The following is a 25948-nucleotide window of genomic DNA, read 5'->3' on the forward strand; positions in this document are numbered from 1 at the left end:
ATAGTATTTATCTTTTTTAAAAACCGCAAACACATTTTCTGTTTGCGGTTTTTCTTTTGGTTATATTTGTACTCTAAATAAAATAGAATGTTTGTAGATTTTAAAGAAATACCAGAAGACGCAAAAGTTTGGGTATATCCTTCTAGTAGAAAATTTTATGCAAATGAAATTGAAGCTTTAGAAGAAAAGGTAAAAGCATTTATTAGTACTTGGAAACAAGATGATGAGACTTTTAAAGCTTCTTATAAAATTTTATACAATCGATTTATTGTAATTACGGCAGATGATGTTACCACACCTTTAAAAGGCGCAGATATAGATGCTTCTGTATCGTTTATTTTAAGTTTACAACAAGAATATGATGTAGAACTTCTAGACAGAATGAATGTTTGTTTTAAACAAGGTGAATTTGTACAATACAAAGATTTAAAAGACTTTAAAAAACTATTAAAAAACAAAGCTTTAACAGGTAAATCAATAGTTTTTGATAACTTAATTACTACAAAAGAAGATTTTGAGAATTTCTGGGAAATTCCTATCGAAGACAGTTGGTATAACCGCTTTTTGAAATAATTTTTTGATGAAAAAATACGATTATATTATTGCAGGTTCTGGATGCGCAGGTTTAAGCTTGCTATATCGTATATTACAAGAACCTTTACTACAACATAAATCTATTTTAGTAATCGATAAAGATTCTAAGAAAACCAACGATAGAACTTGGTGTTATTGGGAAAAAGAAACTGGTACTTTTGAAGCAGTTGTTTCCGCAAAATGGAATAGTCTTGCATTTCTAACCTCAAATTTTAAAAAAAATCTAGATTTAGGCAGTTACACTTACAAAATGATTCAAGGAATTGATTTTTATAATTTTGTTTTAGACTCTGTAAAAAAGTTTACAAACGTAACTTTTGTTCAAGAAAATATTCTTTCGATTTCTTCTGATGAAAATCTTGGAATTGTAAAAACAAACCTTGCCAATTATACGAGTAAAATAGTGTTCAATTCGACAAGTTTATTCAATCCTGTAATCACAGAAAAAAACTCTCTTTTACAACATTTTAAAGGTTGGGTTATAAAAACAGAAACAGCTCAATTTGACACAAACGTTGGGCGATTAATGGATTTTACCATTTCTCAAGAACATGGTGCCACTTTTATGTATGTTTTACCAACTTCTAAAACAGAAGCTTTAATAGAATACACTTTATTTACACCAAAACTTATAGAAAAAGAAGCCTACGATAACGCTTTAAAGAAATATATTAAAGAAGATTTAAATATAGATAAATATTCAATTAAACATCAAGAATTTGGTGTTATACCAATGTCTTTAGCAAATTTTAAAAGAACTGAAAGCAATACAATAATAAATATTGGTACTGCTGGCGGATTTACAAAAGCAAGCAGCGGTTATACATTTCAATTCATTCAAAAGAATGTATCAGAAATTGTATTAAACTTAAAGAATAATCAACCTATTTTAAATAAAACTACTTTTAAAGATAGAATATATAACTGGTATGATAGAACTTTAATTGATGTACTACTTTCTAACAAATTAACTGGTAAAGAAGTTTTTACAAGAATTTTTAAAAAAAATTCACCAGAAAAAATTCTAGCTTTTTTAGGCAACGAAAGTACTATAAAAGAAGATTTTTCGATAATGAAAAATTTACCAATTCTTCCCTTTTTAACTTCCGGAATTCGACAACTATTTATCAAAAGATAATTTCAAAAAAAAAGGATAGATTTAAAATCTATCCTTTAATGTTAACTATTTTTTTATTAAGAATTGTAATCCTCAATCGTTTCATTTAACTCTTCACGTAAATCATCAAACTTTTCGTTTAATTCTTCTAAATTCTGTTTTACGTTTTTGGCCGGTTCATTTCTTTCGTCTAAAAGTTTTTTATACTCTTCTTGTACATCTTCTATATCTTCTAAAACCTCTTCTGTCTTTAACCAAGAAGGAATCGTGTTTCCTAAGTTATTTACAGAATTATTTAAGCCTTCGATAATTTCTGGGTTAACTGCCAAATCTCTCTCTTCAATTTCCATTAATTCACGATTTGCATCATTAAATACATCCCAATCGTTAAATGCCAAATGTCCTTCAGAGTCTACTTTATACTCAACTGTTTGTCCGTCTGCAATTTTAATTTCCATGGTTTTATATTCAGTATCTGTAGTTTTATTACAAGACATAAATAATAAACCTGTAACTGTTAAAACTGCTGTAAATTTTTTAATAATTTTCATAATATGTGTTTTAATTTGATACAAAATTAAAGGAAACATGCACTATTTTTTAACGCAGATAAATCGATTATTAACTCTTTACAAATGAGCTAACAATCGATTTCAAAAAAAAAGGTAGACTATAAGTCTACCTCTTTAAAAATTTATTTAAGAAGTTTTTATTACTGTTTCTTCTCAATCATTTTATCTAATTTTTTAATTTCTTCGTTATACTCTTCAATAGCTGCATCTATCTTACCTTTTTTAAATTCTTCATTAAATTCTTCGATTGCAGACTCGTTAATCTTAGTATATTCTTCTACTGTTTCGTTTAATTCTTCTCTTAAATCGTCAAATTTTTCAGATAATTCCTCTAAATTTTCTTTCATTTCACTTTCAGAAGCATCAGCGTCTTCGATTAGTTCTAAATATTCTTTCTGAACATCTGCAACGTCTTCCATAACTTCTTCTGTTTTTAACCAAGCCGGAATTGTGTTACCTAAGTTTGCAATTCTATAGTTCATGTTTCTTACTCTTTGAGCTGTAGTAACATAATTTGTTTTTCTAATTTCTGCCAATTCAGAATTAACAACAGTATAGTCAGACCAATCATCAAAACCTACAATACCTTTCTCATCTAAATTATAAACAATAGCGGTACCATCTTTCATTTTATAAGTTCTGGTCTTTACTTCCATTTCCTCTTTCACTTCATTAGCACCGTCTTCTAAACTTTTTTCTGCAGAATCTATCATTTCTGCAACCTCTTCTTTTGCTTCTTCAGTTTTCTTTTTTGTATTGTCACAAGAAACTAGCATAAAACTAGAAACTGTTAATGCCGTAGCAAATAATTTTATCGAATTCATTTTTATATTTTTCATAATATTCATTTTAAGTTCGATACAAAACTATAGGATAATTAATCTATCTTTTAACGCATTCAAAAATTATGTTGACTCTTTTAATAAAGATAATTTCTATTCTATTTTAAAAAAACTTATTACCTATAAACTAACTATCTTTGGGTTTTTATATTAAATATGTTAAAGCACTTACAATCTTTTAAAACAGATATATCTAGCATACAATTGCCAGAAAAATTTACATTTCCGTTTTACTATGAACCACATCCTTTGGCTAAAATTGCTAGTACTGAGCTGCAAGAGTATTTAGTAAATCAGCAAGATTTTAAACACAATTTTGGCTTAAATAACGATACTACAACTTTACCAATAGGTAAAATGTTTGGTGTTTTGGTTGTAAAAGATAAGTTTGATAACATTGGTTATTTAGCGGCTTTCTCTGGCAAATTAGCAGATAAAAGTTTGCCAAATAAATTTGTACCTCCTGTTTTTAATATGCGCACAAAAGGAAGTTTTTATATAAAAGGCGAATTAGAAATAGACGCTATAAATGTAAAACTTGGTACTATAATAAATAGTACAGAATTTATGGCTGCAAAAAAAAGTGTAAAAAAATTATCAAAAGAAATAGAAGATGATTTAGCTTTTCAAAGAAAAAAAATGAAACTTTTAAAGTCTGAAAGGAAAGCTGTAAAAAGAAATGCTGAAAACTCTTTAAATAAGGAAGAGTTTGAAAAGCTTACACAAAAACTGATGCAAGAGAGTTACAACAACCAGTTTTTTATAAAAGAATTAGAAGAATATTATCAAGATAAATTATCTAAAGCTAGTAGTAATTACTTGGTACTTAAAGCTAAAATTTCAGAATTAAAAAAATCTAGAAAAGAAAAATCAAATTATTTACAGCAAACCTTATTTAGTAAATATGCTTTTTTAAATAAAGACAAAGATTCTAAAAATTTATTAGATATATTTAATGATCCTGCAGTTAAACCGCCGGCTGGTTCTGGAGAGTGTTCTGCACCGAAGCTTTTACAATATGCTTTTAAAAATGATTTAAGACCAATTACAATGGCAGAATTTTGGTGGGGAATTTCACCAAACTCAGCAATTAGAAAGCATAAAAATTATTATCCGGCTTGCCAAAGTAGATGTAAACCTATTTTATCTCACATGCTTAAAGGTGTTAATATGGATGATAATTTATTATTAGATAGTTTGTCAGAAAATCAAGAATTAGAAATAATTTATGAAGATAGTGTGCTTCTTGCGGTAAACAAGCCCTCAGAATTTTTGTCTGTACCAGGTAAAGAAATTACAGATTCTGTTTACACAAGAATAAAAGAAAAATATCCAGAAGCTACCGGCCCAATAATTGTTCATAGATTAGACATGTCTACATCTGGTATTTTATTACTTACCAAAACGAAAGAAGCTAACAAAGTTTTACAAAGTCAGTTTATAAATAGAACTATTAAAAAACGTTATGTTGCTTTATTAGACGGAGTTTTACCTAAAAATAAAGGTAAAATAAAATTACCACTGCGAGTAGATTTAGATGACAGACCAAAGCAATTGGTAGATTTTACTTTTGGAAAACCTGCAGAAACCGACTGGGAAATAATTTCTGAAATCAATAATAAAACTAAAGTTTATTTTTATCCAATTACAGGTAGAACCCATCAATTAAGAGTTCATGCAGCTCATAAAGATGGTTTAAACACACCAATTGTTGGCGATGATTTGTATGGAAACAAAGAAAACAGGTTGCATTTACATGCAGAATTTATAGAATTTAATCATCCTGAAACTCTTAAAAGAATGAGTTTAAAAGTAGATGCCGATTTTTAATTTAGGCTTGTTCTTTTTTCAAATTCTCAATAAAACCTTCTACCGAAAGAGCTTTATCCACAGAAAAATCTCCAATTTTAGTTCTTCTTAATACTGATAAATGCGCACCAGAATTCAAAGCATATCCGTAGTCAAAAGCTAAAGACCTAATGTAAGTTCCTTTACTACAAACAATTCTAAACTCTACTTCAGGTAAATTTACTTTGGTTATTTCAAATTCTGAAACGGTAACTGTTCTTGCTTTAATTTCTGTTGTTTCTCCTTTTCTAGCCAATTCATACAAACGCTTTCCGTCTTTTTTAATTGCAGAAAAAATAGGAGGTTTTTGCTGAATCTCACCTACAAATTGTTTGGTAGTTTCATGTAATAACTCTTCTGTAATATGGTCTGTAGAAAATGTTTTGTCTATTTCTGTCTCTAAATCGTAACTAGGTGTTGTTGCACCTATTGTAAAAGTACCTGTATATTCTTTAATTTGCCCTTGATAAGTATCTATTTGCTTGGTTTGTTTACCAGTACAAATAATAAGTAAACCTGTTGCTAAAGGATCTAAAGTACCTGCATGACCAACTTTTATTTTCTTGATATTAAAACGTTGTCTAATTTCCCAACGTAATTTATTTACTACTTGAAAAGAAGTCCAAGTTAGTGGTTTATCAATCAATAAAACCTGTCCGTTTTTATAATCTTCTTCAGTCATTTAGCTGAATCGTTTTGTAAAATTAATTTAAAAGAGAATATCCTATTGCAATAAAACCAACTATAGCGCAATAAATAGAAAAGTATGAAAGTTTGCTTTTCTTCACCAAAGAAATCATCCATTTACAGGCTAATAACCCCGCTAAAAATGCAGCTATAAAACCTGCAATAATTGGCATCATTTCAGATGACTGAAAATTTAAATCTCCGCTTAAAACATCTTTTCCTATTTTACCGAAAATTAAAGGCACAACCATTAAAAAAGAAAATTTAGCAGCTCTAGTTCTATCAATACCTAACAACACTGATGTAGAAATTGTTGCACCAGATCTAGAAATACCTGGTAACATTGCAATTGCTTGAGAAACACCAATAATTACTGCGTTAAAAAAGGATACTTTTTTTTCTGTATTCTTAGCTTTATCTGCCAACAATAATAACAAAGCTGTTAGTAAAAGCATACAACCTACAAGTAAAATTTTACCGCCAAAGAAAGATTCTAATTGCTCTTCAAACAATAAACCTATAGCTACTGCAGGAATCATGGAAATTATAATTTTAAGAGAAAATTTAAACTCTTCATTCCATTTAAACTGTAGCAAACCTTTAAAAATTTCTAAAATTTCTTTTCTAAAGATTACAATTGTACTTAAGGCTGTTGCAAAATGCAAAACTACGGTAAAAGTTAAACTTTCTTCTGGCACAGACGTATCACCTAAAATAGCTTTTGCTAATTCTAAATGACCACTGGAAGAAACTGGTAAAAACTCTGTTAAACCTTGTATAATTCCAAGAATTATAGCTTCTAAAATATCCATATTTATTTATTAGGATTTAATAAGATTGCATAAATCTCTATTGCCAATCCTAGAATTACTAATGTTGGCGCAAGTCTAATTCTTTGCCAATTGTAAATCTCTTCATTAAAAACCTCTGGGTTATCACTACCTCCACCAGACATAAAAATAAATCCTAAAGTAATTACTGCAATACCAATAATCATAAAAATATAGTTCTTCTTCCCAAAAATAAATTCTGGACTCTGTACCTGTTCGTCTTTCATAGTATTAATAATAAAGTTCTTCTGTTTGTAAATTTAAAAGGCGTTGCGTTGCAAAAAATGTACTTAACCAAGTTATAATAAAAGCAGATAACAATACACCTACAACCAAATAACTGATAGTAACATAATCTTTTAACAATTTTAAACTTGGTGCTAAACTATCTAGGTAATAGATTACTAAGCCTAAACCAATTAATGCCAAAATTGCACCAATTAAGCCTAACTTAATACCTTGCCAAATAAACGGTCTTCTAATAAAACCTTTTGTTGCCCCAACCATTTGCATGGTTTTTATATTAAATCTTTTAGAATAAATAGACAATCTAATAGCACTATTAATTAATATAATTGCTACCAAACTAAAAAAACCACTTAAGGCTAATAACCAAAAGCTAATTCTTTTAATATTCTTAGTAAGTATATTTATTAAAGGTTTATCGTAAGAAACATCTGCAACAAATGCATTTTTTAAAAACTTAGTTTCTAAAGATTCCATTTTTTCTGGAGTAACAAAATCTGCTTTTAAATAAATATCTAGTCCGTTTTTAAGAGGATTCTCACCTAAAAACTTCATAAAATCTTCTCCTATTTCTTTACTATATTTTTTTGCAGCTTGCGCTTTCGAAGTAAAAATAACTCTTTTTGTAAATTCTTCTTTTTGAATTGACTCTTTAAAAGAATTTATTTGCTTTCTATTTACATTATCTTTTAAAAATAATGTAATCGCTACTTTTTCTTTTACTCGATTAGAAACCAAAGTAGATTTTAAAAGCACCAAACCTAAGACACCAACCATAAAAAGCACTAAAGCAATACTAATTACAACAGAAATGTAAGAAGAAGCTAAGCGTCTTTTTTGATAAGATTCAAATTTTGAAGGCATTTATAATAACTTTTAAAACGATGGCAAGATAATAATTAGTATGCAGTTAACAGTGTCTGTTAGCAGTATTTTAACTATTCTATCTCTTGACATAACTCAATTAAAACACCGTTTGTTGTTTTAGGATGCAAAAAAGCAACCAATTTATTATCTGCTCCTTTTTTTGGGGTTTCATTTAGCACAGTAAAACCTTCGTTTTTTAATCTAGTTATTTCTGCATTAATATCTGTTACAGCAAATGCTATGTGGTGAATTCCTTCTCCTTTTTTCTCTATAAATTTAGCAATTGGGCTATCTTCTTTTGTTGCTTGTAACAATTCTACTTTATTGGGCCCTGTTTTAAAAAATGAAGTTATAACACCTTCGGATACAACCTCTTCTTCTTTATAATGCTTTTCGCCAAAAAGTGATGCAAATAGTTTATTTGAAACCTCTAAATCTTTTACTGCAATACCTATGTGTTCTATTTTATCCATAAGGTAAAAATAGTAAAAGCTATTTAACCATCATAACCAAAACCACTTTTGTCTTCAACCTCTAATTTTTCTATTTTTAGATAAACATTATTCATTAATAAGTTTTCTGAATTTAAATTTACTGCATTTAAAAACACTGAATCTTTTTCTCTTAATAATAAAGTTATAGATTTATTAGTAGATTTTACAGCATGATAACTTTTAGTTTCTTTACTAATTACTGCTGTAATTTCATATTTATAATTATTTACATATAAACTTAATTCTGATGCTGCATCTTTATAAAATGTACTTAAAGAGTTTTGACTAAAACCCCAATCTATTTTATAAATACCGTAAACAGGAATAATTAATTTCTTATTTGTAAAAGCACTATATTTAGAATTAAAATCTATATTACCAGATATCGTTATTTCTTTTAATTCTTCATAAAATGTAAACCCGGTAGTTTTATCTAAAACAATTTCCATAATTTTTTATTTCAAAAATACATGTAGATTGTTTTACATATCTAAGGAAAAACACCCATAAACATCAGTATTTTAATCTTTTGCTATAATTTTTACATTATCTAGTTCGTAAGTTCCATCAAAATTCACATTACCATTTCCTATATATTTAAAAGCAATATGTGCAGTGCCCGAGTAATTAGACAAATCTATATAAGTAGAATGTACCCAATTTTTAAAACCCTCTCCATCAGAAACAATTTTTGCTGGTAAGACCGTCCAATTTGCTGAATTAATATTATTTGAATCACCATCAAAATTCGTAGAAATTAAAACTTCTAATTCGCTACCGTTAGCAAAACTATTTGATGTTTCAAAAGAAAGAAACTCTTCTAAAGTAGTATCTAAATCAATACCTTTGGTTATCAGCCAAGTTATTGTACTTGCATCAGAAGAATTAGCAGAACCTATTCTTGCAGCTTTACTTTGCGAATAAGTATCTGTGTAAGAACGCCAAGATTTTGTACCTTCTTCTCTGTAGTTTAACCAATCCGAAATTCTAATTTCTCCGGAAGTTATTTCGAAATCTTCTTCTAATAATGTAATATTAAAATCTTCTTCGGTTTGCGTAGTACATCTTTCATTAGACATTAAAACGTCTTCTGTAGAATTTAATACAAGTACTAAGAAATCTCCATTATAATCTTTAGAAACTAAAGCGTTAATTGTTCCGCCACCAGTTGGTAATGCATTATTTGCAAAATTTGCAAAAGAACTTGTTTCTAAAATAAGATTTGCATAACCCAGTTTTTGGCATGTTTGAATTTTTCTTTGAGTATCAAAATCTTCTGTAGGATCTACATAAGATTTACCTGCTAGATTTTCCGAAAAAATTACATTATTTACAGAAACAAAAGTACCTATATCGTAAGCATTTAATGCTGCTAAAGAAACTGCTTTAGGTACAATTATTTCTGCTTTTTCTGAACGAAAAAAATGACTATCTACTTGTTTAGAAGAAACACTTTCTATTTCGTTTTCATTAGTAATACTTATTTTTCCTCCTATTGTTATAATTCCGTCGCCAGAATTTAATTCGCCAATAAATAAATCTTTTAACCGAATGTAAACCTCTCTACCCAAATTAAATTTATTAAATGTGTTGGTAAGATTAATTGCTATTTTAATTCCGGCAGTAGGATTTTCTGGAGCATCTTGCATATAAAACTCTCTAAAATAATTTCCGTTTTCATCAGAAGAATTCACATAACCTTTCACAACAATATTCGATGTAATTTTTAAAGGTTTATTACCAGAAATATATAGTTCTTTTAAAGATTTTATAGACTTTAACTCTAAGAGATTACTATTAATACTATCTAATATCGCTGTAAGTTTTTGGTTTTCTTCTTCACCTAAATTTTCTGGAACTGTATAATCACTATCTTCTACACAAGTAATAAATAATAGACTTGTAATTGTAAGAATTAATAAAGTTGTTAATGTATTTCTTTTCATTTTAAAAATTTTAAAAACTTATGTTTAGATTTAAAAAGTAAGTTGTACCTCTACCATACCAATATTTATTGCCAAAGACAGGTTTTGCCAAACTTTTGTCTGTATTTAATTCATTGTAGTTTGCATTTCTACCTTGTTCAAAACCACCAGATTTGTATTTTTTGTTTAATAAGTTATTTATGGTAGCAAATAGACTTATGTAGTATTTTTTAATTTTGTAAGATTTTCCACCAACAATATTCACAACCTTATAATTATCAAATTTTTCTTGTTTTAAAAGTTCTCGAGCAATTTCTGTATTGTAATTAAAAAAACTTAAACCGTCTGAATCTGTATAAAAATTGCTTGTTCTTGTTAACGGAGCAATGTCTACATATGTATTTGAAAAGAAATTTGTTGTGGCACCAACCCACCAATAATCTGGATCTCTATATTCGAAACCAACAGAATAAGCATTATGCGGACCTGCAGCAATTTTATAATTTTTAAGATTTGATGTGTAATTTTTAGACCTTCCGTTTTCATCAAAAATACCTGTATTAGAAATATCTGAAGTTAAATATAAATCTGGATTATTATTATATACAAAACTACCAATAGAAGCTGCTCCTTTTAGTTTTAAAGTAGCTGTAATTTGTGCTTCTATACCTAATTCTAGACCTAATTGTCTTTTTTCTATTCCCGATAAAATTTCTTGTACAAAAGCTGTGTTATCGCCACCTAAACCATCTGCAAAATAGAATGAAATCTCTGTAGCATCTTTTATACTTGTATAATAACCTGTTAATCTTGCCGTAATTACAGGACTCCTTCTAACGTAACTTACATCTGTAGTTAAAATTTGTTCGCTTTGTAAATTATCGACTATATTGTTGTTTTCTCTAGAATTCGAAAAAGAATTTCTTAATGTTGGTGCTTGATTTAAGTAACCAAAATTAGCATTGATTATATTTCGTCCGTTAATTTTATAAGTTGCACCCGATTTAAAACCATAATTTGAAAAATTTATTTTTTCTGAATTTCCTAAAGAGGAGTTTTCAAATCTTCCGTTTTTGTAAAGACCTTCTCTATAACTAGCAGAATTAGAAACTTTTAAGGCTGCAAAAAAATCTAACTTATTAAGTTTAAACTGTGCTTGTAAAAAAGCATTTATAACTGTTGAATTTAAATTGAAGTTATATTTAAATTTTTCTCCAACACCAACAATTCTATCTGGATTTTGTAAATCGTTTTGCATTTGAGCTTTAGAAGCTGCAAAATTATTTACATCTAAATAACCGTTTCCTCCTAACAAATCTATTACTTCTGCAAAGTTTTCAGATTTTAATTGTTTATACTCTATCTTAGAGTTGATGGAAAAATTATCATTTATTTCTAAATTATAAATACCGTTTAACGTAATTAACTTATCATCATTTCTATCTTCATATAAAACAAAAGCACTATTAGAATCTGAGTTTGCTGTGGTAACATTTGCATCAAAAATAGTATCCCAATTAATTTGGCCATCATCTAAAAAATTTTCTTGAGCAGTATATGCTTCTGCCAAATTATTAGTTCGTAAAAAATAACTTGGTAATTTTTGATAATAAGAAGGACTCGGGTTTGCACCACCGTTAAAATCGATTCTGCTGTTTCCAATGTTACCAAATTGATAAGAAACATTTGTTTGTAAAGACGCTTTTGCAGAAATGTTCCAAAAATGATTCAACATTAAAATAGGCTCTACAACTTCTTTAATTCTAGCGTTTAATTTATTTCCATTTAAAAAACCCCAATATTCGTTATATGCAATGCCTTTTAGATCAAAAACTTCTTGTGTATTTGGTGAGGATTTACCTCTTCTATTTGGTGTAAAAATTCCTGTAAAGTTTATACTATGTGCATCATTAAACTTTTTTTCTATGGATGCAAAAGCTGAATATGCATTGTAAGAAGTACCCTCATTAAACCCCTCTTTACCTACCCTTCTACTTCCAGAAAAAGTAAAAGACCAACCTTTTTTTGAAATTCCAGAGTTGTAAGTTGCCATTAATCTATGCACATAACTTCTATTAGAAGATGAATATGAAATTCTACTGCCTGGTCTTTGTAATGATGCTCTAGAATCTATGTTAGTTGCACCCAAAATGCCGCCAAAAGTAAAATTAGAAGCTGCTAATCCGTTTGTGAATTCTTGATTTCTAAGCACATCATTCAATCCACCCCAATTGCTCCATTGAGCTCTTCCGTCGTAAATCTTATTCATTTCTACACCGTTTATCAGAACTTTTCCGTAGCCAGAATCTAAACCACGAACTCTAAAAAAGGATGAACTAAACTCAAATGCTGCTGTTCTTAAAAAAACATCTCTAGAAGATTGTAATAAACCCGCTATATTATCTGCAGAATTAGCATCATCATTTAACTCATCATCTGTAATTGTAATAATACTTAGGTCTTCTTGCTCTCTATCTAACTTATAGAGTATAAGTTCACCAAGATTGATGTTAGTAGTATTAAAATCAATGGGAAAATTTTGAGTTTCGTAACCCAAAAAAGAGATTTGTAAAAGGTGTTTTCCTTTAGGAATATTTTTTAGTTTAAACACTCCTTTTTGTGTAGTTTTAGTTTCAATATTTAATTTCTTAATTCTTATTGAAACATTTTCTAATGGCTCTTTAGAATGATGACTAAGCACAATTCCTTCTAAAATATTTTGGGTAAAAATTTTAGTATAGCACAATAGAAATACAACTATTAAAATAATAGTTCTATTCATAAAGTTTTCTTTTTCAGTTTTATAGCGCCTTAAAATTAGTGTTTTTTTTCTAAAAAAGAATACTAAATTCATATTTTCTTTTATTTGAATCTAAATGTTTTATAGATTTGTTAAAAAAAATGCGAAATTATTTATGTCTTTTTTTACTCCTTATTTTTTGTGCTTCTAATTCTTTTTCTCAGAAAAACAGCAAAAAATATGCTATTAGAACAATTGCTTTTTACAACTTAGAAAATTTATTTGACACCATTAATGATGTTTCTTTAAATGATGAAGCAAGCCCAATAATGGAGTTGAAATTTAATCGTTCTAAGGTTTATTGGGATAAAATAGACAAACTTTCTAGTACGATCTCGAAAATTGGATTGGAAAAATCGAATACTAGTCCAGCTATAATAGGTGTTTCTGAAATTGAAAATTTAAATGTTTTAGAAGATTTAATTAATTCAAAACATTTAAAAGATAAAAATTACGGTATTGTGCATTACAATTCGCCAGACAAAAGAGGTATTGATGTAGCGTTATTATATCAAAAAAGATATTTTAAACCAATTTATCACGAAGCATTCAATCCAAATATTTACAAAGAAAATAAAAAAATTTTTACTCGAGACCAATTACTAGTTTCTGGTTATTTAGATGACGAGTTAATACATGTTATTGTTAATCATTGGCCATCTAGAAGAGGCGGAGAAGCAAAAAGTAGACCCTTAAGAGAAAAGGCAGCGTATCAGAATTTAAAAATTATCGAGAAAATTAGATCTGAGAATGAAAATGCTAAGATTTTAACTATGGGAGATTTTAATGACGATCCAATAAATTCTAGTTTCAAAAATGTTTTGAAAACTAAAAGTAGAAAAAAGAATGTACTAGAAAACGACATATATAATCCGTATGAAGATCTATATCGAAGAGGCTTTAACACATTGGTTTATAGGGATAAATTAAATCTTTTTGATATGATTTTAATTTCGTCGCCACTTTTAAATAAAAGCAAAAAAGATTTTTCTAGTTATAAAATGTTTAAAGCTATGATTTTTAACAAGCAGTTTTTAAGTCATAAAAAAGGAAAGTTTAAAGGGTACCCGTTTCGAAGTTTTTCTAACGGTTCTTATACTGGTGGATATTCTGACCATTATCCTGTTTACATGTATTTGATAAAAGAAAAAAACTAAAAACTACTGTTCTAAAAATAGAAAAACCCGAAACTTCTTTAGTTTCGGGTTTTTTTGATAATAAATTATTGCCTTTTACAGCTATTAATTAATCTCTAGGAGATTTAAATTTATAGTGTAAGTATGTGTAAGCATCTCTAGGTATAATAGTAATCCACTTTTTGTGTTTTAAATACCATTTAAAACGTATAGAATTTACGCCTTTTAATAAATATGCAGCAATAAAAGGATGCAAGTGTAATTGTATCTTTTTATTCTTTGGATTAGAAATAAACTTTTCTAAATCTGCTTCTATCTTGTCTAATAAGACAATTGGCGCTTCTACATCTCCGTTTTTATTTGGGTTGGCTTCGGTAGTTTTTATACTTAACTCTGGTCTAACCCTTTGTCTTGTAATTTGTACCAAACCAAATTTACTTGGAGGTAATATTTTGTGTTTTGTTCTATCTAAAGCCATTTGCTCTTTCAAGTGCTGGTACAGTTTGTTTCTGTTTTCAGCTTTATGCATATCAATAAAATCAACAACTATAATTCCGCCCATATCTCGCAATTGCAATTGACGGGCAATTTCTGTTGCAGAAATTAAATTTACTTCTAATGCAGTATCTTCTTGAGAGCCAGCTTTGTTAGAACGGTTTCCGCTATTTACATCAATAACGTGTAATGCTTCTGTGTGCTCTATAACTAAATAGGCACCTTTACTCATAGAAACTGTTTTACCAAACGATGTTTTAATTTGTCTTTCTATTCCATATTTTTCGAAAATAGGAGTTTCCGATCTGTGTAACTTCACTATTTTTTCTTTTTCTGGATAAATTTCTTGTAGATATTCTTTAATTTCTACCTTTAGAGTTTCATCATTTGTAACAATACTTGTAAAAGTTTCATTCATAACATCTCTTAATATAGAAGATGCTCTGTTTAACTCGCTTAAGATTTTTGTTGGTGTGTTTGTATTTGCTATACTTTTACACATCCTTTTCCATCGATCTAATGAGTTTTGCAAATCTTTGTCTAGTTCTGCTACCTTTTTACCTTCGGCAACAGTTCTTAAAATAACACCAAACCCTTTGGGTTTTATGCTTTTTGCTAATCTTTTTAATCGTTCTTTTTCTTTTGGGTCTGCTATTTTTTGTGATACAGAAACTCTGTTAGAAAAAGGAACTAACACCAAAAATCTACCTGCAATAGACAACTCAGAACTTAATCTTGGTCCTTTTGTAGAAATTGGTTCTTTTACAATTTGTACCAACAGGTTTTGCCCTGTTTTTAGTACATCATTAATACTACCGTCTTTGTTAATGTCTTCCTCAAATCGGAAGTTTTTTAGAGTGAACTCTTTATACTTACCTGTGCTTACTTTCTTAATGAATGCATTTAATGAGTTTACTTGCGCTCCTAAATCATGATAATGTAAAAACCCATCTTTGGGGTAACCTACATTTACAAAAGAGGCATTTAAACCTGTTAATACTTTTCCTATTTTGGCTAAAAATATATCGCCAACAGAAAATTTATTACCAGTTGTTTCATTATTTAATTCAATAAGTTTTCCATCTCTTAATAAGGCAAAATCAATATCAGATGAATTCGAACGAATTATTAATTCTGTTTTCATGCTGAATTTGGTTTTAACACTGCACTTAATTGTGCAGATGGATTAATATTGTAAGGTATTTTTAATACCGTGAGAAAATTTACAGCCTTACACAGCTAATAAACTTTCTAATGTCAATGAACTTTTTTGTTTGTTTGGTTGATTGTTTTTTCGTCTAAATAATAAACGAAAAAGTAAGCGAATGCTTACTTTTTCTTGTGTCTATTTGCTCTAGCTCTTTTCTTTCTTTTGTGCGTAGAGATCTTAGCTCTCTTTCTTTTTTTACCACTTGGCATAATGTCTGTTGTTTTGTAAACCCTTTTTTATTTAGGTTTAGATTAGTATTTTGTTATTTTACTACTACTTTACTTTTAACTCCTTCTGTAAAAGTTTTAGCTGGTTTAAAAGCTGGTATATTATGTGCAGGAATCTTAATAGTTGTATTCTTAGAAATATTTCTACCAGTTTTTTCTGCTCTTGTTTTGATAATAAAACTACCAAAACCTCTTAAATAAACGTTATCTCCATTCTCTAATGCACCTTTAACTTCAGTCATAAATGCTTCCACAGTTGCCAAAACATCTGTTTTTTCAATTCCTGATTTATCTGAAATTTTCGATACGATATCTGCTTTCGTCATGTCTCTATTTTTACTATATTTTTATTAATTTACTTTCAAAAATGCGGATGCAAATATATGATAATTAATCAATTCCAAAAAGATAAAGACTTAAATTTATGTGAATTTTAAAATGTAATATTGCAAATCTATTTTTTATTCATGAAATTTTCTAACACATTAATATACTGGTACTTACAAAACAACAGAGAATTGCCTTGGCGCAAAACTAAGAATCCTTATTTTATTTGGCTAAGCGAAATCATGTTACAACAAACAAGAGTTGCGCAAGGTTTGTCTTATTATTTGAAATTTACAAGCAGTTTTCCAACAGTTTTTGATCTTGCAAATGCAGATGAAAGTACCGTTTTAAAAATGTGGCAAGGTTTAGGTTATTACTCTAGAGCAAGAAATTTACATTATTCTGCAAAAATTATTGCAAATGAATTAAACGGTGAATTTCCAACCACATATAAAGAGATCATAAAATTAAAAGGAATTGGAGATTACACAGCATCTGCAATTGCTTCTATTTGTTTTAATGAACCAACAGCAGTTGTAGATGGTAATGTTTATAGAGTACTATCTAGATATTACGGTATAAATACACCAATAAACTCTACAAAAGGAATTAAAGAATTTAAAATTCTAGCGCAATCTTTAATAGATACAGAACAACCAGGAACTTTTAACCAAGCAATAATGGATTTTGGTGCATTGCATTGTAAACCTCAAAATCCGTTGTGTGATTCTTGCCCTTTAGCAGATAGTTGTGTGGCTTTTGAAAAAAAACTCACAAAAGAATTACCTATTAAAGAGAAGAAAATTAAAATTAAAAAAAGGTTCTTTAATTTTATGGTAGTTAAAACCGCAGATAACAATACCATTATAGAAGAAAGAAAAGGTAAAGGTATTTGGCAAGGTTTATATCAATTTCCTTTAATTGAAAGCAATAAAAATTTAAATAAAGAAGATTTAATAGATACTGATAATTTTAAAAATCTTTTTCCCGACGAAACCACAATATCATTATTTAATTCTAAAGAAATTGTACATAAACTTTCTCATCAGCATTTATATACCCAATTCTGGATTGTAGAAACCAAAAAACATAAAAACGCAACCACACCTTGGCATAACATCGAAGATTTTCCTGTACCTATATTAATAGCTAATTTTTTACAGGCATTAGACACTAAAAAGTAATTGATATTTTTAGTACATTTGATTAGTTAAACGATATTATTATGGCTGCAGGTACAATAAATAAAGTAATTCTTATTGGTAATTTAGGTGACGATGTTAAAATGCATTATTTTGATGACAAAAATAGTGTTGGTCGATTTCCTATTGCAACATCAGAAAGTTATACAAATAAACAAACCGGAGAAAAAGTTACCAATACAGATTGGCATAATATTGTTGTAAGAAATAAATTGGCAGAAATATGCGAAAAATACTTATCTAAAGGAGATAAAGTTTATGTAGAAGGAAAACTAAAAAACAGGCAGTGGGAACAAGATGGTGTAAAACGTTACTCTACAGAAGTTCTTGTTTCTGAAATGACAATGCTATCATCTAAGAAAAATTTAGAAAATAATACAATGGCTGTACAACAAAACACATCAATACAAAATGTACCTAAGCCAATTGCCCAAGAAGAAGAAAATGACGATTTACCATTTTAATTATTAATTAATAACACATAATTTTGGATCCAGATCCCAATCATATATTTATATTTCTAGCATCAATAGACCTTTTTACAACTTTAAATAGTATTGCTTTAATTGCATTACTAATTAGTTCTGCTTTAATTTCGGGTTCTGAAATTGCATTTTTCTCTCTTTCTCAAACAGACCTAAACGAACTTTCTAATAACGGTAAAGAAGAAAACATTGTAGTTACTTTATTAGAAAAACCAAGAAAGTTACTAGCAACAATTTTAATAACAAATAACTTTATAAATATTTTAATTGTTTTACTATTTGCCTCATTAGCAGAAACGCTTTTTGGTAGTTTTAACTTTACCCTAAACCTTTACTTATTTACAGTTTCAATTCGGTTTTTGTTAGAAATAATTTTAGTCACATTTTTAATTTTACTTTTTGGTGAGGTTTTACCTAAAGTATATGCCTCTAGAAACGCACTAGGGTTTTCTAAAAAAATGTCTAAATTTATTAAATCTGTTAGCATTTTACTAACACCTTTTAGCATGCCTTTAATAGCTATTACAAAGTGGGTAGAGAAAAAATTTGGTAGCAAAGCAAGTAATTTTTCTGTAGAAACACTTTCACAAGCTTTAGAATTAACATCGCAAGGTGCAACTAGCAAAGACGAACAGAAGATTCTAGAAGGAATTGTAAACTTTGGTAACACAGAAACGGTGCAAATAATGAAACCAAGAATCGATATTTTTGCAATTTCTGATGATGAAACTTACGAAGAAGTTTTAAATAAAATACTAATAAATGGTTATTCTAGAAACCCTGTTTACAAAGAAAGTATAGATAATATAATTGGTGTTTTATACGCTAAAGATTTACTAGCTCATTTAAATAAGAAATCTTTTAAATGGCAAAACTTACTAAGAGAACCGTTTTTTGTACCAGAAAACAAGAAATTAGACGATTTACTTAGCGATTTTAGAGCAAAGAAAAATCATTTGGCTATTGTTGTTGACGAATATGGAGGCACAAGTGGCTTAGTAACTTTAGAAGATGTTATAGAAGAAATTGTTGGTGACATTAATGATGAATTTGATGACGATGATTTATCTTACTCTAAGATAGACGATAATAATTATATTTTTGAAGGAAAAACTTCTATTAAAGATTTTTGCAAAGTTTTAGATGATGAAGACGAAGAAATTTTTGAGGAAGAAAAAGGAGAAAGCGAAACCTTAGCTGGTTTTATTTTAGAAATTTCTGGCAAATTCCCTAAAAAAGGCGAAAAAATAGTCTTCAAAAATTATACATTTACCATAGAAGCGCTCGATAAAAAAAGAATTAAACAAGTAAAAGCTACAAGAAATGCGTAATATTTTATTATTACTTTTTATAACAACTTTTCTTTCTTGCAAAGAAGATATATTACCAAAACCCAAAGCTTATCTTAGTTTAAAATATCAAGAAAAAGAATACAAAACTTTAGACTTAAAAAGACCTTACACCTTTAAGGTTTTAAAACACGCTAGTGTAATCAACGAGAAAAACAATTGGATAACAATTAAATATCCAAAATTAAAAGCATCAATAGACATTACATATAGACCTGTTAAAAACAACATACAAGAACTTTTAACTGAAGCAGAAAAATTAGTTTTTAAACACACTACAAAAGCAGAACAAATTTTACCCAAAGACTTTTTAAACGACACAAAAAAAGTATACGGTAGTATGTACGAAATTACCGGTAATGCAGCTTCTAACATACAATTTCATGTTACAGATAGCACAAAAAACTTCTTAAAAGGTTCTTTATATTTTTACGCAAAACCTAACTACGATTCCATTTTACCTGCAATAGATTATGTAAAAGAAGATATTTTACATTTAATAGAAACTTTAGAGTGGCAAAATTAAATTTCAAGTAAATTTACCTACTTTATAAAACAGCCATAACAACGCTAATTTTTTAGTAGATTTTTTCGGTTATTTGAAATAATTAACCAAACTTATCTATCATGAAAATTAATTTATTAAAAATTTTTGGTGTTTTTCTACTCGTTTTTTTATGTAAATCTTGCAAAGAGAAAGAAACTAGTACTGCTAAAATTATTCCAGAGTACGTTTTAAAAATTTCACAAACAAAAAACACGAATGCGCCCGCATTACAATCTTTTACGCATGCCGAATCTTTAAACGGTGAAGAATGGCTTTTATTTGCTGGTAGAACAAACTCTTTAGATTCTTTAAACGGAGGAATTCATAATTTAAACGGAAATTATGCGGGCTCTTCTTTTACAAAATCTTCATATAACGATGTAATTTATGTTTACAATCCTATAAATGATGAAATTTCTGGAAGTTTAACTCTTACCGATTTCATATCTGTGATCGAAAATAAATACAACACAATTAGAGACGGTGTTCCTGCACAGTCCAATCCACTTTATCAATTATTACAAACTGTTAAAGAAAATTCAACCATCTTTAAAAACTCAAATGCTTTGGTGAAACAAAAAGGAAATTATTTGTATACTCTTGGCGGTTATGGACCAGAAGATTTTACAAATTTAACCAAAGGCTTTACAACTTACAACCATGTTGCAAAAATAAATGTAAGCAATCTAATAAAGTTAGTTAAAGAGAAAAAATTAAGAGAAAATGAGTGGACAGATTTACTTAAAGTCGGTAAAAATAACACCTTGATTAGTACCGGTGGCGAATTGTATATTTTCGATGATGTACTATACCTCTCTTTAGGTCATAGTTTTGGTAATAGTGCACCAAAATTTTCTGAAGGCCAAAAATACCTAAACGCAGTTTACCCTTTTACAGTAAGTAATAATAAAGAAAACATATCAACTTTAAATATTCAGGTAAAGAATCCAATATCAGACATTAGTAACCCTACAAGCAAAGCTTCGGATACTATTTCTGTATTTAGAAGAAGAGACGGACCAATTTTACCATCACTTTATAAAAACCCGACTAATAATTCTATAGAAAAAAGTATTGCAATTTATACAGGTGTGTTTAAACCTGGGCATCCATTAAAAGCATGGAACGATGCTATTTATGTGCATCCTAATTATACAAATGATAACAATAAATTATATACATATGACGCAACTTACAATCAAAAAAACTTTAATGTTTATTCTTGTCCGAGTGTAGTTTTATTTGATACAAACAGCAACTATTTACATTCTTTTTTAATAGGAGGTATTGGTGATGGCAAAGGAGCACCAAAAGGACATTTATCCGGATTTACAAATTCTAGTGTTCAGATTTCTATGGATATTAACAGTTTACCTCTAAAAAGCACACCAAAAACGCTAAACTACAATATCTTTAAAGATCAAGATGAAAATTCGGCACCATTTTATGGTGCAGAAGCAATAATGTTTCCTAATAGAGAAATAACTTACAGTAAATATTCTGATGAAATTATAGATGTTGCAAAGAGTTTTTCTTCAGATAAAAAAACAATTAATGTTGGATTTATATTTGGCGGAATTGAAGCCTTTGAATCCAATCCAGGAACTTATGGCAAAAATAAATCGCAAGCATCTAACAAAATCTGGAAAGTAGAAATAACTAAAAACAGTATTTAAATATCATAAAAAAGGTAGTTTAGTTAAGCTACCTTTTTTTTTAAATTATTTCCATTTTTTGCAACAAGAAAGAAGCATTCATATTTTTACAAATTCCGTTTTTTAACGTATAATCAAAACGCAACTCATTATCTACAATCTCTGCATCGAAGTAATAATTTTTTATATCTACAAATTCATCTTCTAATGCACATAAACTTACATCGTGTGTAGCAATTATTCCTGTAGATTTCGATTTCGATAATTTTTCTACAAACTTTTTAGAGCCAATTGCTTTGTCTTTACTATTAGTTCCTTTTAATATTTCATCTAAAATGATAAAATAATCTTCATTTTCAATTTGATCTACAATAAATTTTAATCGCTTTAATTCAGAATAAAAATACGATTCATCTTCTGTTAAAGAATCTGAAGTACGCATACTCGTAATAAGCTTAATTGGTGCATATTTAAAACTTTCTGCACAAACTGGCAATCCGCAATTTGCCATTACAATACTTAAAGAAACAGTTCTTAAAAAAGTACTTTTACCGGCCATATTTGCTCCAGTAACAATAAAAAACGCTTCTTTTTTTATTGAAAAATCATTGTCAATTCTTTTTGAAGCATTTAACAACGGATGTCCTAAATTTTCACCATCGATAACGTTTTGCGGCGCAACTATTTCTGGAAAAACAAAATTAGGTTTATTAAAAGTAAAGTTGGCTAATGTATTTTTAGCATCAAAAAAAGCAACAGCTTCAAACCATTTTTTTACGGTATGTTTATATGTAGAAATCCATTTTTCTACTTTACAAGCATTGTAAATTTCAGTTAAAAACAAACCATTACCAACAACAGCAATTAAAATATTATTTCTTTGATCAAACGTGTCTAAAATTCTTGCAAATTCTTTAAATATTTTTGATGCTTTTTTTGATTCAGAATTAATAATTGCTTGTTTTTTTACTAATATTTCTGATGTGAATTTTTCATTTTCTATCTCGTTCAATAAAACATGATATTGCTTAAAAGTTTCTCTAACCTTATCGGTTTCAGAATATAAGTTACTAGTTTTTTTTAAAAATCTTCCGGTAATAAAAAGACCAACAAAAAACCAAAGAACCAAATATGAAAATGATAAAAACCCGAATGAAATTAAACCAATTAATATTACTGAAATCAAAGAAAATAAAACCTGAACTTTAGATAAGAAATTTGGGAAAACCCTTTTATACTTAGAGAACCAAGCTACTACAGACTCTGAATTCGTTTTAACTGAAACCAAACTTGCCAAAGCTGCAAAATTTTGTCTCCAAATAACTTTTTTAGACAACTCTTTAATTGCTTTCTGTTTACTTTCGATTAACGTATTTTCGTTATTAGAAAGTAAGTTTGCTAAAAGATATTTACCATCTAATGTTTTAGTTCTATTAATATTTTGAAAAAAAGAACCTTTTCCAAATAAATCAATATCGTTACTATAAAAGTGTGTTGAATCTATAAATTCTTCGCCAGTTTCTAAATGATAATACTCACCATTTATAACACTAATTTCATCTTTATTTATAGCTATTTTAGCATTTACAATTGCCCTTTTACGTTGTAAATTTATGTGTTTTACAACTAAAAAACCAAATAACAATGCACCTAAAAAAGCTACAATAAAAACATCTGGATAAGCACCTAAAGTAAGGTATATTAAAAGACAAGTTCCAATAAAAACTGCAAATCTAAAAACACTTAAGTTGATAGATTTTCTTTTTAAAATTGCTGCTTCGTTTTCTAATTCTTTTTTGGTATTTATATAAAAATCTAATATTTTACTCATTAAAAACGTTTATTTGTAAGAAGAAATTCCGCCAGTTAAACTTAAAACTTCTAAATCTGGATACTCTTTTTTTAATCTTTTAGTAGCTCTATAACTGTTTAAACCACGCTGACAAACCATAACATACGTTTTATTTTTATCAACCTTAATTTCTGATGCTTTAAATTTATTAATATGAATCGTTTGGTGAACGTAAAAAGGTAAATTCAAATTATTTAAAACCGCTATAATTTCTAAATTCTCATCATCCAATCTATTTTTTAATTGTTCAGGCGATATTTGCCAATCTAAATTTTGACCAGAACAAGCGACATCAACATACGTTTGAACGTTAAATAATTTAGCTATTTTATCTTTCATAATAGATGCTTTTAGTTTCATTTTCAATTGCGTGTTTTGCAACGAATTATAAATTAACAACTCATTAATTAGCGGTTTTCCAATTCCTGTAATTAACTTTAAAACCTCATTTACTTGTGTAGTAGCAATTATACCCACTATAGCATTTAAAGTACCTGCTTCTTCACAATTAGGTATATCTGTAGCCATTTCTGGAAAAGCGTCTCTTAAATTGGCCGAATAACTGCCGTCTTTTTGTTCTACATTAAATGTAGACACATAACCATCAAATTTATACAAAGAACCATAAACCAAAGGCTTACCTTTAATTACACAAGCGTCGTTTATTAAATATTTGGTAGGCAAAGAATCTGTACCATCTACAACAATATCTACACTTTCTACAAACTCTAAAACATTGTCTTTTGTAATTGGTTTGTTTGTAAAATTTACCTCTGTAAATGGCGCTCTTTTTTTTATAAATTCTGATAAAACTGCTGCTTTAGATTTACCTAAATCTTCTAAACTATAAAAAACTTGACGATGTAAATTTGTAACATCAACGGTATCAAAATCTACTAAATGTATTTTTCCAATTCCGCTTGATGCCAAATACACTGCAATTGGGCTTCCTAAACCACCGCAACCAACTACTAAGACAGAAGCTTTTTGCAGTTTGTTTTGCCCTTCTTTACCAATTTCTGCTAAAGTAATTTGACGCTTAAAAAGTTGATTTTTTGTGGGTTTCATCTATGAATTTATCTGTTCTTTGGCAGCTTTAAATTCTTCTGGAGTATTTATGTTTCTGATAAATTCATCATCAATTTCTACAGTTTCTACATCAGAATTAATTAGCATTTTTCGCGGACAAGAATATCCTTGTGCTAAATATTGTAATAAGATAGAATATGCTTTTGGTTCGTAAATAGTAATTAAAGGCTCTACAAACTCCTTGCTTTTTCCTTTAATTGCTGTAGCAACCTTACTCGGATTTCTATGTTTTAGTAATTGACGAATTACTTCATCATTTACAAATGGTACATCAGTTGCCAAAACCAACCAAGCTGAATTTGGGTCTTTCTGAAATGCAGAACAAATTCCACCAAAAGGTCCTAAATTTAAAAATTTATCCGAAATTTCTTCAGAATTTCCTGATTCTTTCTTAACAGAATAATAGGTTTCAAAATTGTTGTATTCTAATAATTCTTTAGCATATTCTTTTTGAGGTTTCCCAAAATAATTCAATTCAGATTTATCTTTCCCCATTCTTGTGCTTTCTCCACCAACTAAAACCAAACCTTTTATTGGCGCAATCTTCTCTTGAATTAAATTATTTATATGCTTTGAAATTGCATCGACTTCATCAATCGAATAACATATTTTATTTTTAATATTTGGATATTTTTCAACTAAAAAATCAAAAATTTCGGTCTCAGAATTCAGCTTTATAATAAACTGTATATTATCTAATTGTGATAATCTTTTTAATACAGAAGCTTCTTTTACTTCGTCTAAAATTAAAATTTGTTTGGCACCTTGGTAATGATTTCCGTTGATAAAAACATAATCGTATTGCGCAAATTGCAAACGTTGTTCAAATTTATTTACGTTTCCAGAAGTAGTAATTTGTAAATTTCCTTCATGATGAAAAGTAAACTCAGACAATCTATTTCTCTCAACATCTTTTGCATGTGAAGCATCAAAATAAGCCAATTTATAGTTTGATAATTTTTGGGATACCTTATGAACTAAATCTGAAATTACACCACAATTTGTTCCTAAAATAGCGATTTCATTTGGAGCGAAATTATCATTATCTCTTCTTTCTAAATTTGTGTGTTTTTTATGTTTAGCCATTTATAATATCAGATTTTCCTCCAGTTTTTTCTACCAACTTTACTTCTTTAATCACCATTTTTTGACTGATGCTTTTACACATATCATAAATTGTTAAACAAGTAATATTTGCACCAGTTAAAGCTTCCATTTCTACACCTGTTTTTCCTTCAATTGTAACTTCACAAAGCACTTCAATATTTTCTAAATCGATAATTTTAATATCAATATCTACTCCATTAATAAATAATGGATGACACATTGGTATTAATTCTGAAGTCTTTTTAACACCTTGAATTCCTGCAATAATTGCTGTTTGAAAAACGGGGCCTTTTTTGGTTGTTAATTCATCATTTGAAAAATTAGAAATCACTTCTTTTCCTAAAAACATGGTTGCTTTTGCAATTGCTGTTCTTTTGGTAATTTTCTTATCAGAAACATTTACCATTTTAGGATTGTTATTGGAATTTAAATGTGTAAAAGTCAT

Annotated in this window: 25 protein-coding genes; 9 read left to right on the plus strand and 16 right to left on the minus strand. The window is 28.5% G+C overall.

The annotated features are described in order from the left end of the window. The first annotated feature begins 87 nt into the window (after nucleotides 1-87). Both ACYPV9_RS12935 and ACYPV9_RS12940 read left to right on the plus strand, forming a co-directional pair. Complete coding sequence (locus ACYPV9_RS12935) at nucleotides 88-573, plus strand: ABC transporter ATPase (protein WP_299063159.1); 486 nt, start codon at nucleotides 88-90, stop codon at nucleotides 571-573. A 7-nt stretch (nucleotides 574-580) separates the two neighbouring features. Beyond that, on the plus strand, nucleotides 581-1732 hold the full coding sequence (locus tag ACYPV9_RS12940; RefSeq protein WP_459744331.1) for a lycopene cyclase family protein: 1152 nt from the start codon (nucleotides 581-583) through the stop codon (nucleotides 1730-1732). A gap of 56 nt (nucleotides 1733-1788) precedes the next feature. Here ACYPV9_RS12940 and ACYPV9_RS12945 read toward each other — a convergent pair whose 3' ends face one another. Further along, nucleotides 1789-2262: a hypothetical protein gene (locus ACYPV9_RS12945; protein WP_299063152.1), complete on the minus strand. Its 474-nt coding sequence runs from the start codon at nucleotides 2260-2262 to the stop codon at nucleotides 1789-1791. A gap of 161 nt (nucleotides 2263-2423) precedes the next feature. Beyond that, nucleotides 2424-3122 (minus strand): hypothetical protein, encoded by a 699-nt coding sequence (locus tag ACYPV9_RS12950; RefSeq protein WP_459744334.1) that lies wholly within the window; start codon nucleotides 3120-3122, stop codon nucleotides 2424-2426. A 159-nt stretch (nucleotides 3123-3281) separates the two neighbouring features. Here ACYPV9_RS12950 and ACYPV9_RS12955 point away from each other — a divergent pair, with 159 nt between their 5' ends. Further along, complete coding sequence (locus ACYPV9_RS12955) at nucleotides 3282-4955, plus strand: RluA family pseudouridine synthase (RefSeq protein WP_459744336.1); 1674 nt, start codon at nucleotides 3282-3284, stop codon at nucleotides 4953-4955. A gap of 1 nt (nucleotide 4956) precedes the next feature. Here ACYPV9_RS12955 and truB read toward each other — a convergent pair whose 3' ends face one another. The 8 genes from truB to ACYPV9_RS12995 all read right to left on the minus strand — a co-directional run bounded on the left by truB (nucleotide 4957) and on the right by ACYPV9_RS12995 (nucleotide 12804). After that, a complete protein-coding gene (truB, locus tag ACYPV9_RS12960; RefSeq protein ID WP_459744340.1) occupies nucleotides 4957-5655 on the minus strand; it encodes a tRNA pseudouridine(55) synthase TruB in 699 nt (232 codons plus the stop codon). 22 nt (nucleotides 5656-5677) lie between these two features. Next, a complete protein-coding gene (locus ACYPV9_RS12965) occupies nucleotides 5678-6472 on the minus strand; it encodes an undecaprenyl-diphosphate phosphatase (RefSeq protein ID WP_299063138.1) in 795 nt (264 codons plus the stop codon). A gap of 2 nt (nucleotides 6473-6474) precedes the next feature. Beyond that, on the minus strand, nucleotides 6475-6717 hold the full coding sequence (locus tag ACYPV9_RS12970) for a DUF3098 domain-containing protein (protein WP_299063134.1): 243 nt from the start codon (nucleotides 6715-6717) through the stop codon (nucleotides 6475-6477). A gap of 4 nt (nucleotides 6718-6721) precedes the next feature. After that, the gene (locus tag ACYPV9_RS12975; RefSeq protein WP_459744344.1) at nucleotides 6722-7600 is read right to left on the minus strand and encodes a cell division protein FtsX; all 879 of its coding nucleotides are present in this window, start codon (nucleotides 7598-7600) and stop codon (nucleotides 6722-6724) included. A 74-nt stretch (nucleotides 7601-7674) separates the two neighbouring features. Then, nucleotides 7675-8076, minus strand: coding sequence for a methylmalonyl-CoA epimerase (gene mce / locus ACYPV9_RS12980; protein WP_459744347.1), 402 nt, complete (start codon nucleotides 8074-8076; stop codon nucleotides 7675-7677). Nucleotides 8077-8099: 23 nt separating this feature from the next. Next, nucleotides 8100-8546 (minus strand): hypothetical protein, encoded by a 447-nt coding sequence (locus ACYPV9_RS12985; protein WP_459744350.1) that lies wholly within the window; start codon nucleotides 8544-8546, stop codon nucleotides 8100-8102. A gap of 72 nt (nucleotides 8547-8618) precedes the next feature. Then, nucleotides 8619-10043, minus strand: coding sequence for a DUF5689 domain-containing protein (locus ACYPV9_RS12990; protein ID WP_459744353.1), 1425 nt, complete (start codon nucleotides 10041-10043; stop codon nucleotides 8619-8621). 10 nt (nucleotides 10044-10053) lie between these two features. Then, the gene (locus ACYPV9_RS12995; RefSeq protein ID WP_459744357.1) at nucleotides 10054-12804 is read right to left on the minus strand and encodes a carboxypeptidase-like regulatory domain-containing protein; all 2751 of its coding nucleotides are present in this window, start codon (nucleotides 12802-12804) and stop codon (nucleotides 10054-10056) included. Nucleotides 12805-12923: 119 nt separating this feature from the next. Here ACYPV9_RS12995 and ACYPV9_RS13000 point away from each other — a divergent pair, with 119 nt between their 5' ends. After that, the gene (locus tag ACYPV9_RS13000) at nucleotides 12924-13979 is read left to right on the plus strand and encodes an endonuclease/exonuclease/phosphatase family protein (RefSeq protein WP_459744359.1); all 1056 of its coding nucleotides are present in this window, start codon (nucleotides 12924-12926) and stop codon (nucleotides 13977-13979) included. A gap of 88 nt (nucleotides 13980-14067) precedes the next feature. On the opposite strand, the gene ACYPV9_RS13005 is transcribed toward ACYPV9_RS13000, so the two are convergent. Next, nucleotides 14068-15597, minus strand: coding sequence for an Rne/Rng family ribonuclease (locus ACYPV9_RS13005; protein ID WP_077810883.1), 1530 nt, complete (start codon nucleotides 15595-15597; stop codon nucleotides 14068-14070). A 328-nt stretch (nucleotides 15598-15925) separates the two neighbouring features. Then, complete coding sequence (locus ACYPV9_RS13010) at nucleotides 15926-16216, minus strand: HU family DNA-binding protein (protein WP_077810882.1); 291 nt, start codon at nucleotides 16214-16216, stop codon at nucleotides 15926-15928. A gap of 141 nt (nucleotides 16217-16357) precedes the next feature. Between ACYPV9_RS13010 and mutY the strand changes: the two genes are divergently transcribed. The 5 genes from mutY (at nucleotide 16358) to ACYPV9_RS13035 (ending at nucleotide 21476) form a co-directional block, all read left to right on the plus strand. Further along, a complete protein-coding gene (mutY, locus tag ACYPV9_RS13015; RefSeq protein WP_459744363.1) occupies nucleotides 16358-17401 on the plus strand; it encodes an A/G-specific adenine glycosylase in 1044 nt (347 codons plus the stop codon). 41 nt (nucleotides 17402-17442) lie between these two features. Beyond that, on the plus strand, nucleotides 17443-17883 hold the full coding sequence (locus ACYPV9_RS13020; protein ID WP_299063108.1) for a single-stranded DNA-binding protein: 441 nt from the start codon (nucleotides 17443-17445) through the stop codon (nucleotides 17881-17883). Nucleotides 17884-17906: 23 nt separating this feature from the next. Then, on the plus strand, nucleotides 17907-19235 hold the full coding sequence (gene gldE / locus ACYPV9_RS13025; protein ID WP_459744366.1) for a gliding motility-associated protein GldE: 1329 nt from the start codon (nucleotides 17907-17909) through the stop codon (nucleotides 19233-19235). Continuing rightward, nucleotides 19228-19779 (plus strand): gliding motility lipoprotein GldD, encoded by a 552-nt coding sequence (gene gldD / locus ACYPV9_RS13030; RefSeq protein WP_459744370.1) that lies wholly within the window; start codon nucleotides 19228-19230, stop codon nucleotides 19777-19779. Before gldE ends, gldD begins: the two co-directional genes overlap by 8 nt. Before the next feature lie 101 nt (nucleotides 19780-19880). Continuing rightward, nucleotides 19881-21476, plus strand: coding sequence for a hypothetical protein (locus tag ACYPV9_RS13035; protein ID WP_459744373.1), 1596 nt, complete (start codon nucleotides 19881-19883; stop codon nucleotides 21474-21476). A gap of 40 nt (nucleotides 21477-21516) precedes the next feature. Here ACYPV9_RS13035 and ACYPV9_RS13040 read toward each other — a convergent pair whose 3' ends face one another. Genes ACYPV9_RS13040 through moaC form a run of 4 tightly spaced genes read right to left on the minus strand, consistent with a single transcriptional unit; the run spans nucleotide 21517 to nucleotide 25948 of the window. Beyond that, on the minus strand, nucleotides 21517-23286 hold the full coding sequence (locus ACYPV9_RS13040; protein ID WP_459744377.1) for a MutS-related protein: 1770 nt from the start codon (nucleotides 23284-23286) through the stop codon (nucleotides 21517-21519). Nucleotides 23287-23295: 9 nt separating this feature from the next. Continuing rightward, complete coding sequence (locus ACYPV9_RS13045) at nucleotides 23296-24375, minus strand: ThiF family adenylyltransferase (RefSeq protein WP_459744379.1); 1080 nt, start codon at nucleotides 24373-24375, stop codon at nucleotides 23296-23298. Beyond that, nucleotides 24376-25482: an NTP transferase domain-containing protein gene (locus ACYPV9_RS13050; RefSeq protein ID WP_459744381.1), complete on the minus strand. Its 1107-nt coding sequence runs from the start codon at nucleotides 25480-25482 to the stop codon at nucleotides 24376-24378. Next, nucleotides 25475-25948 (minus strand): cyclic pyranopterin monophosphate synthase MoaC, encoded by a 474-nt coding sequence (moaC, locus tag ACYPV9_RS13055; RefSeq protein ID WP_459744384.1) that lies wholly within the window; start codon nucleotides 25946-25948, stop codon nucleotides 25475-25477. Before moaC ends, ACYPV9_RS13050 begins: the two co-directional genes overlap by 8 nt.

It is taken from the genome of Polaribacter sp. OB-PA-B3, from assembly GCF_054589375.1.

Bases quoted from the DNA above. Each gene is read 5' to 3' on its own strand.
- ACYPV9_RS12935 (WP_299063159.1), top strand. From the start codon at position 88: ATGTTTGTAGATTTTAAAGAAATACCAGAAGACGCAAAAGTTTGGGTA.
- ACYPV9_RS12940 (WP_459744331.1), top strand. From the start codon at position 581: ATGAAAAAATACGATTATATTATTGCAGGTTCTGGATGCGCAGGTTTA.
- ACYPV9_RS12945 (WP_299063152.1), bottom strand. From the start codon at position 2,262: ATGAAAATTATTAAAAAATTTACAGCAGTTTTAACAGTTACAGGTTTA.
- ACYPV9_RS12950 (WP_459744334.1), bottom strand. From the start codon at position 3,122: ATGAAAAATATAAAAATGAATTCGATAAAATTATTTGCTACGGCATTA.
- ACYPV9_RS12955 (WP_459744336.1), top strand. From the start codon at position 3,282: ATGTTAAAGCACTTACAATCTTTTAAAACAGATATATCTAGCATACAA.
- truB (WP_459744340.1), bottom strand. From the start codon at position 5,655: ATGACTGAAGAAGATTATAAAAACGGACAGGTTTTATTGATTGATAAA.
- ACYPV9_RS12965 (WP_299063138.1), bottom strand. From the start codon at position 6,472: ATGGATATTTTAGAAGCTATAATTCTTGGAATTATACAAGGTTTAACA.
- ACYPV9_RS12970 (WP_299063134.1), bottom strand. From the start codon at position 6,717: ATGAAAGACGAACAGGTACAGAGTCCAGAATTTATTTTTGGGAAGAAG.
- ACYPV9_RS12975 (WP_459744344.1), bottom strand. From the start codon at position 7,600: ATGCCTTCAAAATTTGAATCTTATCAAAAAAGACGCTTAGCTTCTTCT.
- mce (WP_459744347.1), bottom strand. From the start codon at position 8,076: ATGGATAAAATAGAACACATAGGTATTGCAGTAAAAGATTTAGAGGTT.
- ACYPV9_RS12985 (WP_459744350.1), bottom strand. From the start codon at position 8,546: ATGGAAATTGTTTTAGATAAAACTACCGGGTTTACATTTTATGAAGAA.
- ACYPV9_RS12990 (WP_459744353.1), bottom strand. From the start codon at position 10,043: ATGAAAAGAAATACATTAACAACTTTATTAATTCTTACAATTACAAGT.
- ACYPV9_RS12995 (WP_459744357.1), bottom strand. From the start codon at position 12,804: ATGAATAGAACTATTATTTTAATAGTTGTATTTCTATTGTGCTATACT.
- ACYPV9_RS13000 (WP_459744359.1), top strand. From the start codon at position 12,924: ATGCGAAATTATTTATGTCTTTTTTTACTCCTTATTTTTTGTGCTTCT.
- ACYPV9_RS13005 (WP_077810883.1), bottom strand. From the start codon at position 15,597: ATGAAAACAGAATTAATAATTCGTTCGAATTCATCTGATATTGATTTT.
- ACYPV9_RS13010 (WP_077810882.1), bottom strand. From the start codon at position 16,216: ATGACGAAAGCAGATATCGTATCGAAAATTTCAGATAAATCAGGAATT.
- mutY (WP_459744363.1), top strand. From the start codon at position 16,358: ATGAAATTTTCTAACACATTAATATACTGGTACTTACAAAACAACAGA.
- ACYPV9_RS13020 (WP_299063108.1), top strand. From the start codon at position 17,443: ATGGCTGCAGGTACAATAAATAAAGTAATTCTTATTGGTAATTTAGGT.
- gldD (WP_459744370.1), top strand. From the start codon at position 19,228: ATGCGTAATATTTTATTATTACTTTTTATAACAACTTTTCTTTCTTGC.
- ACYPV9_RS13035 (WP_459744373.1), top strand. From the start codon at position 19,881: ATGAAAATTAATTTATTAAAAATTTTTGGTGTTTTTCTACTCGTTTTT.
- ACYPV9_RS13040 (WP_459744377.1), bottom strand. From the start codon at position 23,286: ATGAGTAAAATATTAGATTTTTATATAAATACCAAAAAAGAATTAGAA.
- ACYPV9_RS13045 (WP_459744379.1), bottom strand. From the start codon at position 24,375: ATGAAACCCACAAAAAATCAACTTTTTAAGCGTCAAATTACTTTAGCA.
- ACYPV9_RS13050 (WP_459744381.1), bottom strand. From the start codon at position 25,482: ATGGCTAAACATAAAAAACACACAAATTTAGAAAGAAGAGATAATGAT.
- moaC (WP_459744384.1), bottom strand. From the start codon at position 25,948: ATGACTTTTACACATTTAAATTCCAATAACAATCCTAAAATGGTAAAT.